The 11,645-nt window shown below is 70.6% G+C and carries 10 protein-coding genes; 1 reads left to right on the top strand and 9 read right to left on the bottom strand.

The genetic code is table 11. The annotated features are described in order from the left end of the window. Positions 1 to 92 precede the first annotated feature (92 nt). The 7 genes from AC1DP3_RS01585 to AC1DP3_RS01555 form a co-directional block, all read right to left on the bottom strand. On the bottom strand, positions 93 to 1,175 hold the full coding sequence (locus tag AC1DP3_RS01585; protein WP_477290594.1) for an ABC transporter substrate-binding protein: 1,083 nt from the start codon (positions 1,173 to 1,175) through the stop codon (positions 93 to 95). Positions 1,176 to 1,231: 56 nt separating this feature from the next. Further along, entirely contained in the window at positions 1,232 to 2,614 is a 1,383-nt protein-coding gene (locus AC1DP3_RS01580; protein WP_477290592.1) for a sulfate adenylyltransferase subunit 1, read from the bottom strand. Next, positions 2,614 to 3,597, bottom strand: a complete 984-nt coding sequence (cysD, locus tag AC1DP3_RS01575) for a sulfate adenylyltransferase subunit CysD (protein ID WP_477290591.1) — start codon at positions 3,595 to 3,597, stop codon at positions 2,614 to 2,616. Before cysD ends, AC1DP3_RS01580 begins: the two co-directional genes overlap by 1 nt. After that, the gene (locus AC1DP3_RS01570) at positions 3,594 to 4,337 is read right to left on the bottom strand and encodes a phosphoadenylyl-sulfate reductase (protein ID WP_477290590.1); all 744 of its coding nucleotides are present in this window, start codon (positions 4,335 to 4,337) and stop codon (positions 3,594 to 3,596) included. Before AC1DP3_RS01570 ends, cysD begins: the two co-directional genes overlap by 4 nt. A 130-nt stretch (positions 4,338 to 4,467) precedes the next feature. Then, on the bottom strand, positions 4,468 to 6,207 hold the full coding sequence (locus AC1DP3_RS01565) for a nitrite/sulfite reductase (protein WP_477290588.1): 1,740 nt from the start codon (positions 6,205 to 6,207) through the stop codon (positions 4,468 to 4,470). Positions 6,208 to 6,391: 184 nt separating this feature from the next. Next, positions 6,392 to 7,099 (bottom strand): sirohydrochlorin chelatase, encoded by a 708-nt coding sequence (locus AC1DP3_RS01560; RefSeq protein ID WP_477290586.1) that lies wholly within the window; start codon positions 7,097 to 7,099, stop codon positions 6,392 to 6,394. Between the two features lie 100 nt (positions 7,100 to 7,199). Then, positions 7,200 to 8,084, bottom strand: coding sequence for a MarR family winged helix-turn-helix transcriptional regulator (locus AC1DP3_RS01555; RefSeq protein ID WP_477290584.1), 885 nt, complete (start codon positions 8,082 to 8,084; stop codon positions 7,200 to 7,202). Between the two features lie 127 nt (positions 8,085 to 8,211). On the opposite strand from AC1DP3_RS01555, the gene AC1DP3_RS01550 reads away from it, so the two are divergent. Continuing rightward, entirely contained in the window at positions 8,212 to 8,784 is a 573-nt protein-coding gene (locus AC1DP3_RS01550; RefSeq protein WP_477290582.1) for a MarR family winged helix-turn-helix transcriptional regulator, read from the top strand. A 103-nt stretch (positions 8,785 to 8,887) separates the two neighbouring features. Here the strand turns inward: AC1DP3_RS01550 and AC1DP3_RS01545 are convergent, their stop codons facing one another. Both AC1DP3_RS01545 and AC1DP3_RS01540 read right to left on the bottom strand, forming a co-directional pair. Further along, positions 8,888 to 10,795 carry a vWA domain-containing protein gene (locus AC1DP3_RS01545; protein WP_477290580.1) on the bottom strand — a complete coding sequence of 636 codons (1,908 nt, stop codon included), beginning with the start codon at positions 10,793 to 10,795 and terminating at the stop codon, positions 8,888 to 8,890. Positions 10,796 to 10,991: 196 nt separating this feature from the next. Beyond that, a complete protein-coding gene (locus AC1DP3_RS01540; protein ID WP_477290578.1) occupies positions 10,992 to 11,549 on the bottom strand; it encodes a hypothetical protein in 558 nt (185 codons plus the stop codon). Between the last annotated feature and the right edge of the window lie 96 nt (positions 11,550 to 11,645).

The following is an 11,645-nucleotide window of genomic DNA, read 5'->3' as shown; positions in this document are numbered from 1 at the left end:
GAAGCTCGGCCCCAGGTGGTTCGGCACGCTCGGCCGCCGGGTCGCGTCACCCGAAGGTGACGCGACGCCGACGGCCTCGCCCGCGGGGGTTGTCACGGAGTGTCCTCACCGAGGCCGTCTGCCGAGATGGGCTCGTCGCCCGCGTCCTCGAGCAGGCCGTTGAGTAGACGCAGGTCGAAGAGCCCGTCGATCGAGCCGTCCTTCTGCGTGCCGGCCTCGAGGCCGTTCGAGACCAGGGTCTCGAAGGTGTCGGCGTGCGGGTCGACCGAGAAGGTGACGTGCTCGAGCGCGCGGGTGATGACTTCATCCGACAGCGGCTTGCCCGTCTCGGCCTCGATCGCGTCGTTGATCACACCGGGCGCCTCGTCCGGGTGCTCGGCGATCCAGTCGACCGCCGCGATGTGGCCCTTCAGCAGGTCGGCGACGACATCCGGGTGCTCATCGAGGAACTCCGCCCGCACGAGCAGGACCGTCGTGGGGAACTCGCCGTTGGGCCAGAGGTCGGCCTCGTCCTGGAGCACATGGGCGCCCGCATCGATGATCAGGCGCGACACCCACGGTTCGGGGAGCCATGCGCCGTCGAGGTCTCCCTGCTGGAAGAGCGTCAGCGTCTGCGCGTTCTCGGTCGGGGTGATGTTGACGTCGCCGCCGCCTGACGTGTCGGTCTTGTAGCCCTCGTCGGCGAGCCAGACCCGCAGAGCGACATCCTGCGTGTTGCCGAGCTGCGGCGACGCGAGCGTCTTGCCCGCGAGATCGTCAGGGCTGTCGATGCCGTCGGCGACGACGAGCGCCGCGCCTCCCGTCGCCGCGCCGGCGATGATGTGCGCCGACTCGCCGCCCGACTGGATGAAGGTGTTGATCGACGGGTTGGGGCCGATGTAGGTCGCATCGATTGCGCCGGCGGTGAGCGCCTCGATCGCGGCAGGGCCGGCGTTGAAGACCTGGGTGGTGACCTTGACGTCGCCGAGGGCGTCCGCGAAGAGGCCCTCCTCCAGGCCCACGAGAGCCGGCGCGTGCGTCACGTTGGCGAAGTAGCCCAGTCGGAGCTCGCTCACCGATGGGGCCGTCTCCTCGTCGGGGACGGAGGCCGTGCTGGCGCCGGAGGCGCAGCCCGCCATGATCATGGCCACAAGTCCCAGGGTGGTGATCGTCGTCGCGGTGCGGATGGTGTTCACAGTTCGCCTCCTTCTATCGGCGTGCATGGGTCGGATACTGCTGTGCGCCGGCTGAGTCAGCCGCGCACGATGCCGGCGGCGAGTGTTGCGCCGTCGGACGGATGGATGACGAGGAACGAGCCGCCGGAGCGGTTCGCCTCGTAGGACTCGAGGGGGAGGTCCGCCGCCAGGCGGAGCGTGGCGTGCCCGATGTCGTTCGTCTCGAGCACGTCGGCCGGCTCGTGGGCGAGCGTGTCGAGGTCGCGCCGCGCGTCGATCGAGGAGACGAGTGCCTGCACGGTGCTCGTGCCGTGCTTGACGAGCACGCGCGTGCCGGCGCGCAGGGTGCGGGCGTCGAGCTGGAACAGCTCGGCCGAGATCTCGCGGGATGCCGGCGGCAGCGTGCCGGCCGCCGCGATGACCGCGCCGCGGGCGGCGTCGACGTCGGCGGCGAGCTGAAGGGCGATCGACTGGGGCGCGCGGGCCTCGAATGCCTCGGCGCCCGCCACCTCGATGCCGGTCACGGTCGTCTCGATGCCGCTCGGGAACACCGTGACGGCGTCGCCCACGCGGATCGAGCCGGACGAGATGCGGCCCGCGAAGGCGCGATAGTCGCGATAGCGCTCGGCCCGGTCGGGGTCGGCCGCGAGCTCGGGTGCCAGCCCGCCCTGCGGCCGCAGGACGAGCTGCACCGGAAGGCGGAAGTCCTCGCGGACCTCGTCGCCGGGCAGCGACGAAGGCGCGTATCCCGACACCAGCTCGTCGGCCGCCGGGAGCTGCTCCAGCAGCTCGAGCAGCGCCGGGCCGTTATACCAGGGGGTGCGCGCAGAGCGGTCGACGATGTTGTCGCCTTCGAGCGCCGACACCGGAAGGACGTGGACCTCCGGGATGCCGAGCTCGGCCGTCACGGCGCGCACCTGCTCTGCCACCGGGGTGAAGGCATCCTCCGCATAGCCGAGGAGGTCGATCTTGTTGACCGCGACGATGACGTGCGGCACCCGCAGCAGGGCGATGACCGCGAGGTGGCGGCGCGTCTGCTCGAGGACGCCCTTGCGGCCGTCGATGAGGACGACCACGGCGTCGGCGGTCGTCGCGCCGGTGACCATGTTGCGCGTGTACTGCACGTGCCCGGGGCAGTCGGCGAGGATGAAGCTGCGCGCGCCGGTCGCGAAGTAGCGGTAGGCGACGTCGATCGTGATGCCCTGCTCGCGCTCGGCGCGGAGGCCGTCGGTCAGCAGGGCGAAGTCGAACTCGCCGTGTGCGAACCCGCGCTCGGCCGACGTGCGCGCGACCTGCTCGAGCTGGTCGGCGAGGATCGCCTTCGAGTCGTGGAGCAGGCGGCCCACGAGGGTGGACTTGCCGTCGTCGACGGAGCCGGCGGTGGCGAAGCGGAAGAGGGTCCCCGGCTCGAGAGCGCGCGACACCTCAGCGGCCTCCAGCAGAGTCTGCGGCGTGCCCATCAGAAGTACCCGTCCTTCTTGCGATCCTCCATGGCGGCCTCCGACAGTCGGTCGTCGGCGCGGGTGGCCCCGCGCTCGGTGATGGTCGTGCGCGCCACCTCGGAGACGATCGACGCCAGGTCGGCGGCATCCGATTCGACGGCACCCGTGCAGCTCATGTCGCCCACGGTGCGGTAGCGGACCACGCGGGTCTCGACCTTCTCGTGCGGCCGGGGCGGGGAGAACTCTCCGATGGGACGCCACATGCCGTCACGCGCATACACCTCGCGCTCGTGCGCGAAGTAGAGCGGAGGCAGCGGGATCTCTTCGCGCTCGATGTAGCGCCAGACGTCGAGCTCGGTCCAATTGGAGATCGGGAACGCGCGAACGTGCTGGCCAGGGGTGTGGCGGCCGTTGTAGAGGCTCCAGAGCTCGGGACGCTGGTTGCGGGGATCCCACTGGCCGAACTCGTCGCGGAGCGAGATGATCCGCTCCTTCGCGCGCGCCTTGTCTTCATCGCGTCGCGCTCCGCCGAAGACGGCGTCATGGCGGCCGGCCGCGATCGCATCGAGGAGCGGAAGCGTCTGAAGCGGATTGCGGGTGCCGTCGGCGCGCTCCTGCAGGCGGCCGTCGTCGATGTAGTCCTGCACGCGCGCGACCTCGAGCCGCACCCCGAGCCGGGCCACGGTCTCGTCGCGGAACGCGATGACCTCGGGGAAGTTGTGGCCGGTGTCGACGTGGAGCACTGGGAACGGCACCTTGCCGGGGAAGAAGGCCTTCGTCGCGAGGTGGAGCACGACGACGGAGTCCTTGCCGCCCGAGAAGAGGAGGACAGGACGCTCGAACTCGGCGACGACCTCGCGGATGATGTGGATCGCCTCGGCCTCGAGCAGGTCGAGGGTCGAGAGGCGGGTCGCGGTGTCTTCCCGCGATTGAGGAGGCGACGAAGTCGCCTCGGCCCCCGGTGATTGAGTAGGCCACGAAGTCGCCGTATCGAAATTCATTCGTGCAGTCCGCATTCCGTCTTCGAGAGCCCGGCCCAGCGGCCGGAACGGGGGTCTTCGCCGGGCGCGACCGGCTTCGTGCAGGGCTCGCAGCCGATCGAGGGGTACCCGTTCGAGACGAGGAGGTTCACCGGCACCTTGTGCTGGCCGGCGTAGTCGAGCAGGTCGTCGAACGTCCACGCGGCCAGCGGGTTGACCTTCACGAGGCCGTTGCGCTCGTCCCACACCACGAGAGGCGTGTTCGTGCGGGTGGGCGCCTCTTCGCGGCGGACACCCGTGAACCACACCTCGTAGCCGGCCAGGGCGTCCTGCAGGGGCGCCACCTTGCGGCGCGCGCAGCAGAGCGCGGGGTCGCGGGCGAACAGCTGGGCGCCGAACTCGGCATCCTGCTCCGCGACCGTCTGCTCGGGGAGCACGTCGACGATCCTCACATCCAGCACGCGCCCGACCTCGTCGCGGGTGAAGCGCGTCTCGGCGAAGTGATAGCCGGTGTCGAGGAACAGGACGTCGACGCCGGGCAGCTGCTCGGCCACGAGGTGCGGCAGGGCGGCGTCAGCCATCGAGCAGGCGACGGCTGCGGCATCCGCTCCGAAATGCTCCGCGACCCACGCGACGACCTCGGAAGGGGATGCCTCGTGGTCGGTGAGGCTGCCGAGCTCGATGTTGCCGCGCTCGGCCAGGGCGGCGAGCTCTTCGTGCGTGCGCTTGACGGCCACGCGGGGGGCGAGCGACACGCTCATCGCAGGGCCTCCTCATCGGCGCGGCCGAGCAGACCCGAGGGGATCTGCGATTCCGAGGAGGAATTCGCGCGGATCGACCCTCGCAATTGCAGATCTCCTCGGAATCGCGCGCCGGTCCGGATGAACTCGCTCATTGGAGGGCCTCCTCTTCAGCGCGGTGCGCCCATTGGGCGAAGGTCTCGTCGGATTCGGCATCCCGCTCCGCAAGGAAGCGGCGGACGACGCGCTCGACGTAGTCCGCGATGCCGTCGGCGGCGACTTTGAGGCCGCGGACGGTGCGGCCGAGGCCTGCCTCGTCGCGGTCCTGCGAGGCGAGGCCGCCGCCGAGGTGCACCTGGTAGCCGGGAACCTGCTCGCCGTCGATCGTGACGAGCTGGCCCTTGAGCCCGATATCGGCGGTCTGGATGCGCGCGCACGAGTTGGGGCAGCCGTTGACGTGCAGCGAGATCGGATGCGGGAGCTCGAACTGGTCGAGACGCGCCTCGAGGTCGAGCACGGCCGCGGTCGCGTAGGCCTTCGTCTCGACGATCGCGAGCTTGCAGAACTCGATGCCCGTGCAGGCGATCGTGCCGCGGCGGATGAGGCTCGGCCGTGCCTGCAGGCCGAGCTCGTCGAGACCCGCGACGAGCGACTCGACGCGGTCTTCGGGGATGTCGAGGATGACGACCTTCTGGTGCGGCGTCGTGCGCAGGCGGGTGGAGCCGTGCGCCTCGATGAGGTCGGCGAGCTTCGCGAGGTTGGGGCCCGAGACGCGGCCGACGATCGGCGTCGCGCCGATGTAGAAGCGGCCGTCCTTCTGCTTGTGGACGCCCACGTGGTCGCCCGCCGTCAGCGGCTTGGGGGCGGCGGGCCCATCGGGCAGCGCGTAGCCGAGGTACTCGTCCTGCAGCACCTGCCGGAACTTCGGGGCGCCCCATTCGGCGAGGAGGAACTTCAGGCGGGCTTTGTTGCGCAGGCGGCGGTAGCCGTAGTCGCGGAAGATCTGCGCGACGCCGTGCCAGGCATCCGACACCCGTTCTGGGGTGACGAAGACACCCAGGCGCTCCGCGAGCGCGGGGGCGGTCGAGAGGCCGCCGCCTACCCAGAGGTCGTAGCCGATGCCGAGCTCGGGGTGGTCGACGGCGACGAAGGCGACATCGTTGATCTCGTGGACGACGTCCTGGCTCGGGTGCCCGGTGATGGCGGATTTGAACTTGCGCGGCAGGTTCGCGAGCGACGCGTCGCCGATGAACGTCGAGGTGATCTCGTCGATCTGGGGCGTCGGGTCGATGAGCTCGTCGGCGGCGATGCCGGCGACCGGCGAGCCGAGCACGACGCGGGGGACATCGCCGCACGCCTCGGTCGTCTGCAGCCCGACGGCCTCGAGGCGGCGCCAGATCTCGGGGACGTCCTCGACGCGGATCCAGTGCAGCTGGATGTTCTGGCGATCGGTCAGGTCGGCGGTGTCGCGGCCGAACTCCGTCGAGATGCCGGCGATGACGCGCAGCTGCTCGGTCGTCAGCTGTCCGCCGTCGATGCGGACGCGCAGCATGAAGTACTCGTCCTCGAGCTCCTCGGGCGTGAGGGTCGCGGTGCGGCCGCCGTCGATGCCGGGCTTGCGCTGCGTATAGAGGCCCCACACGCGGAAGCGGCCGTGCAGGTCGGTCGGGTCGATCGACGCGAAGCCGCCCTTGGCGTAGGTGCTCTCGATGCGGTCGCGGACGCTCAGGCCGTCGTCGACCTGCTTCCACTCCTCGTTGCCGTTGAGGGGAGCAGTGCCGTCGATCTTCCACTGCCCGTTCGGGCGGGACGAGGGGCGGGGCGGGCGCGCGCGGGCACCCTCCGGCCGCGGTGCTGCGGCGCGGGGTGAGTCGGTGTCGCTGATCGTCACGATGGCCTCCGGGAGCCCCGGGCATGGCCGGGGGCGGACCCTATCGAGTCCACATCCGCGAGATTATGAGCGGCCGCGCCGGAGACCTATCCGAGCGTCAAGAGACGTCACTTCACGTAATGGTGCGTCACACAGTTGCAGAGGAGGCATTTGTCGCACTCAGTCCAGCAACCCCGCGCCCGGTTCAGGCCGACAGCGCACGGTAGCGATCGACCACCAGTTCGACGAGGGATGCCGCCGGCTCGTCGTCGTCGAGCAGCGGGCGTGCGACCGGCGATCCGTCGGCCAGGCGCACCGCCAGGTCGTGGAAGTAGCCCGGGGCCAGCAGGTAGTTCGCGACGATCACGCGACCGGATGCCGCACCCTGCGCGGCTGCCCGAGCCTGGCGGACCGCCTCACCGAGGCGCGGCTCGGCGGCGGCGAGGAAGCCGACCACGACCTCGCGCCCCAGTCGCTCGCCGAGCATCGCGCCGATCGTGCGGCAGTCCTCGTTCGCGCGGTCGTCGCTCGAGCCTGCGACGGCGAGCACGATCGTGTCGTCGTCGCTCGGGTCGAGCAGCCGGAGGCGGGCCAGCAGCGCGTCCACCAGCCGAGCGTCGGGCCCGAGCGCAGGTGAGATCGCCACTGCCTCGTGGGCGGCGGACTGCTCTCTCAGGTCGACGCGCACGTGGTACCCGGCCGACAGGAGCAGCGGGACGATCACGACGGGCTGGCCGGCAGGGAGTGCATGGAGGGATGCTGCAACATCCGGCTGCTGCACATCCACGTGGCCGAGGCGCACGGTGACATCGGGCAGGCGTGCCGCGACGGCCGCGACGAGCCCGGCGACAGCTGCCTGCCCGGCGGGGGAGGCCGTGCCGTGCGAGATGGCCAGCAGAGCGGGGCGCGTCATGCGCCTATTGTGCCCGCCGTTCGTTTCGCGCCGGTTGCGCGGCCGCACGCCGGGGAGATTGCTCCCTCCGGCGTGCGGGCCTGCTTCGGTGACCGTGTGGTCAGCGCTCCGCCGCACCACGTGCGTAACCGGCGTCGAAGCCGCGCTCGTACGCCTGCTCTGCGGTGTGCTCGTCGTGGCCGTGGCGGCCTGCGGGCGAGCCGTGGCCGTGACGGCCGTGCGACCCGCCGCCGCCGAAGCGCTCGGAGTGGTGCTCACCGCCGTGGCCGTGCCCGTGCCCGTGCCCGTGGTCCGCGGGACCGTACCCGTACCCGTGGCCGTGCTCGTGGCCGGCCGGACCGTGCCCGTGCCCGCGACCGTGGCCGCATCCGTGCTCGTGCTCGGATCGGGGATCGAACCCCGGGGAGAACTCGGGACGGAACCCGGGGCCGCCGTGGCCGAATCCGGGTCGGCCGAAGCCGAAGCCCCTGCCGCGCGGGCCGAAACCAGGGCCGAAACCACGGCCGAAGCCGGGGCCGAAGCCCGGGCGTTCATGCCCGCGGTTCTCCTCGCTCCAACCGAGCTCACGCGCGATCGCCTCGAGCGAGGCCATCGTCGTCGCGAACTCCTCGGGTGAGACGGCGCCGGCGACCCGAGTGCGGACGCCGTCGACGATCGCGCCGATCCGCTCCTTGGCGGCACGGCCCTCGTCGGTCAGGGTCCAGGTGCCGTCGCCGGCCTGGTCTACCCAGCCGCGCTTCTCGAGTCCGGCGAGGCGCTTGCCCTTGCGGGCGAGGCGCTCGGCGAGTCCGGGGATGTCGACGTCGCCGGAGACCGCGTTGAGCAGCATCCAATCCCGTCGGGTCACCTGCTCTTCGGCGAGCGCCGAAGCAAACGCGTCCGAGATGAGGTGGTCGACCGCGCGGAGCCAGTAGCCCAGCGGTCGGCGGTCGGTGGGGACGGCGCCAGTCGCGCCGTCCGGGGTGTCGTGATCGATGTGATCCATGGGAAGTCCTTTCGAGGGGCGGTCCGCTCTCATCGGAGGGCCGCCGTGCCATTGCATGTAGTTGTGCATGTACATGCAGTGTGACATGCATTCACGAAGCATGTCAAGTCGCATGTAAATTGGCAGGATGAGTTCGCCTTCCCCTGACTCCGTCGAGGCGATCGCCGCCGCGTTGGCACGCCTGAGAGGGCGACGGATGCCGCGCCCGCCGTGGGAAGGCCCGCCCTACGGCGGCCCCGATCGCGGTGAGCCCGGATGGATGCGCGACGGGCACCACGAGGGTCATCACGATGGGCACCACGGCGGCCACGGTCGTCGCGGCGGACCGTTCGGACCCCCGCCGTGGGTCGCCGGCGCCCGCTTCGGCGGCCCTGCGCGCCTGCGCATGCTCGAGGCGCTGGCCTCAGCATCCGGTGCCCTGTCGGTCAGTGAGCTGGGCGAGGCGGTCGGCGTCGATCAGCCGCGCGCGTCACGGCTCGTGCAGCAGGGGGTGGAACTGGGGCTCGTCCGGCGGGAGGCCGACCCGGACGACGCGCGCCGCACCCGCATCGCGCTGACCGAGGAGGGGCGCGCGATCCTCTCAGGTTTCCGCGGAGAGCGCCGCGACGCGATGGGCGCCGCGCTCCAGACATTCACCGAGGCGGAGCAGGCCGAGCTCGCGCGGCTCCTGACCAAGCTCGCCGACGCCTGGCCGCGGTGACCTGATCTCGATGCGGCCTCGCGCGCCCGCGCCCGCGTGACCGGCCCGCGCGCCGCGCGTGACCGGCCGGCGCTCAGCGCGCGGGGCTGCCACGTGTCCCGAATCAGAAGCTCGTGACGAGGTCTCCGAGGACGGCCTGCAGCTTCGAGGGGTCGGTCGCGTCGTAATAGTGCGCGCCCGTGGTGCTCGAGATGGACTGCAGGGTGGCGACGTCGGCATCCGCCCCGTACGCGAGCGTGAACACGAGCACCGGGGTGGTGTGGTGAAGCTCATGCAACGTCGCGAGCATCTGGTCAGCACCGATGGTCGGCGTGTTCGTATCGTTCTCGCCGTCACTGAGGAGGACGATCGCCGTGATGCGATCGGCTGACCAGGATTGGGCCTGCTGCGTCGCGAACGCGTCGACCGCTTGGAAGAGCGGAGTGTCGCCCATCGACTGCAGGCCGCCCAGCGCTGCGAGGAACCCGTCGCGGTTCGCCCCGATCTCGGCCACCGGCGAGACGTTGCCCGGCAGCAGTACGCCGTCAGGACTCTGCGCGAAGGCTGCGAGTCCGACGTTGTCACCTGCTGTGAAGTAGTTCAGAGCCTGGGCGATGGCTGCTTTGGCGGCGGTGAGCTTGGTGTCGGTCGCAGAGATGGGCTCATCCATCGATCCCGAGACATCCATGAGGAAGAGAACCTGGGCGCGCTTGCGCACGATCGGGAACGCCTCGTTGACGGCGGCCACCACATCCTGCCCGGGGAGTGCGAGCACGCCCTCCGGCTCGAGAGACAGCTTGGCGACATCCGCGACACCCTCGTCCAGAGTCCCGTTCAGGTCACGGTAGCCGGACCCGCGGACGACCGCCTGCCCCTGGGCTGTCGTCGCGAAGCGGACGAAATCGGCCGCGGCGGCCGCCTCGTTCTCGTCGATCCAATCGCCTGTGAGGACGGCGGCCGGGTTGTCTGCACCGTAGAAGCCGTCGGTGGGGTAGATCGGAACCAGCGGCTCCTGGGGAGGCGCACCCTCGACGCGCGTCACCCCGTCTCGGCTGGTGATCCCGCGGTTGTAGTCCCAGACCGACTTCTCGTCGACGATGACGGCCGACAGGAAGTCCGCCGCCGAGCCGGCCTCCTCAGCCTGACGGGCGTGCCAGAGGAAATGCTCCGGGGTGGCCATGTAGTGGCTCGTCGCCAGCTCGTGTTCACGTACCGTCGACTGGACCGCCGGATCGGCTACGGTCGCCGCGGAGAGGCCCTCCAAGCCTCCCGAGGCGGTGCCGAACGATGCGAACATCGCCGCTTCGCCGGAGGTCGCGACGATCGGACTCGTCTTGCCGAGCTTGAAGGCTCCCCATTCGGGGTGCCCCAGGTCGCTCCACAGGTTGGCATCGGCGGCCGCCTCGAACACGTCGTTCCACCCCGGAGGCTCAGTGCTCCAGCCGATCGCCTCGGCGAGCGGAGCGGGCATGGCCAGCACGATGTTGGACGAGCCGACGCTCTCGCTCTCGGCGGGGACGGCTGTTGCGCCGTCCGCGCGGGCGAGTCCGAGCCATGTGTCCGAGTCCGGGAGCCACACCGAGGGCCGCTGTTCGGCTGCGAGCAGCGGGAAGCCTGCGGCGACAGCCTCGGCGGCGACGCCGGACTTGTCGCGCACGGGCGCGACGACGACGCAATGGCCGTTCACATCGCGGGGTTGGGCGTTGTAGCCGCCGGCGAGATTGGCGACCATCTCCGCGTTCTCGAAGGAGGACATCACCGTCACGGTGGTGCACGGCTCTGCGCCGTTCGTCGCCGCCGGCACGTCGTCGGGGAAGATGGCCGGTTCTGCCTGCGGCTCGGATTCGGTCGTGCTCGCCGCCACCGGTTCGTCGGAGCTTGCGAGGGCGGAGACCACGAGCGTTCCGACGATTCCGATCGATGCCACCAGGATCACGATGACCCCCACGCTGATCCAGATCACCAGGCGTCGCTGTCTGGCACGACGCAGCCGGCGGCGCTCCTCGATGGCGGAGCTCTGAGGGGCGCTCATCGGGCGGCGTCCACAGAGGAACGCACTGCGTGGCGGGGCGTCAGGGCAGGGGTGTCGAGCGTCGACTCGGGCACGTCGATAGTCCTCAGGTGGCGGGAACCTGGCGGGGATCCGCGGTCGTTGATCAGCAGATCCGGGAATCCGCAAGCTCCCACACTAGACCGCGAGCCGTCAGAAGACGGCATCAGCGCGGGGGTCAGCGGACGGCGGTGTTCAGCATCCCGATGATGACGGCCGTCCACCAGGCGCTCTGCGAGACGAGCGCGCTCCAGACGCACCACGCGCGCAGGCGAAGGGGGAGGGCCTGGAACCTCACGCGCGGCGGGAGGCGGCGCAGCTCCGCGGTCAGGCGCGTCATGGCGACGCCGTTCATGGCGACCAGGAGCACGGCTGCCATCTTGACCTGGGTGAGAGGATCCTCGAGGTTCGGCGCGAGGAAGGCGCCGCTGGCGAACAGGCCGATGATGCCGACCCAGGCCAGCGCCGACACCGAGCTCTCCGTGCGCCGCAGATCGGCGAGACTCTCGCGTCCGACGGTCCAGAGGAGCCCGTTGACCTCGAGGAGGACCGCCGCTCCGAGCCCGACGATGATCGATGCCAGGTGGATGAACAGCATCGCCACCCGGAGCCATTGCGGCGGAGCCCCGGACACGCCGAGCCAGAGCGAGAGCGAAAGCCCCAGGATCACGCCCCAGTACGCGAGTGCGCGCCGATGTCGTGCCGCTCGTCGGAGCTCGGTGAGCGGCATGGTCACGGGCGAGGTGAGCCTTTCCTGATCGAGGCGGCCGGTGACGACCGCTCAGGCCGGTGACGACCCCTCAGCGAGGGTAGCCGAACTCCGAAGCCCTTC

Source organism: Microbacterium sp. P5_B6 (assembly GCF_056400345.1).
This window is presented reverse-complemented; position numbering and strand designations above follow the sequence as displayed.

What these genes read in the sequence shown, in the direction of transcription:
- AC1DP3_RS01580 (WP_477290592.1), bottom strand. Translation starts at nt 2,614, where the DNA reads ATGGGCACGCCGCAGACTCTGCTGGAGGCCGCTGAGGTGTCGCGCGCT.
- cysD (WP_477290591.1), bottom strand. Translation starts at nt 3,597, where the DNA reads ATGAATTTCGATACGGCGACTTCGTGGCCTACTCAATCACCGGGGGCC.
- AC1DP3_RS01570 (WP_477290590.1), bottom strand. Translation starts at nt 4,337, where the DNA reads ATGAGCGTGTCGCTCGCCCCCCGCGTGGCCGTCAAGCGCACGCACGAA.
- AC1DP3_RS01560 (WP_477290586.1), bottom strand. Translation starts at nt 7,099, where the DNA reads ATGACGCGCCCCGCTCTGCTGGCCATCTCGCACGGCACGGCCTCCCCC.
- AC1DP3_RS01555 (WP_477290584.1), bottom strand. Translation starts at nt 8,084, where the DNA reads ATGGATCACATCGATCACGACACCCCGGACGGCGCGACTGGCGCCGTC.
- AC1DP3_RS01550 (WP_477290582.1), top strand. Translation starts at nt 8,212, where the DNA reads ATGAGTTCGCCTTCCCCTGACTCCGTCGAGGCGATCGCCGCCGCGTTG.
- AC1DP3_RS01545 (WP_477290580.1), bottom strand. Translation starts at nt 10,795, where the DNA reads ATGAGCGCCCCTCAGAGCTCCGCCATCGAGGAGCGCCGCCGGCTGCGT.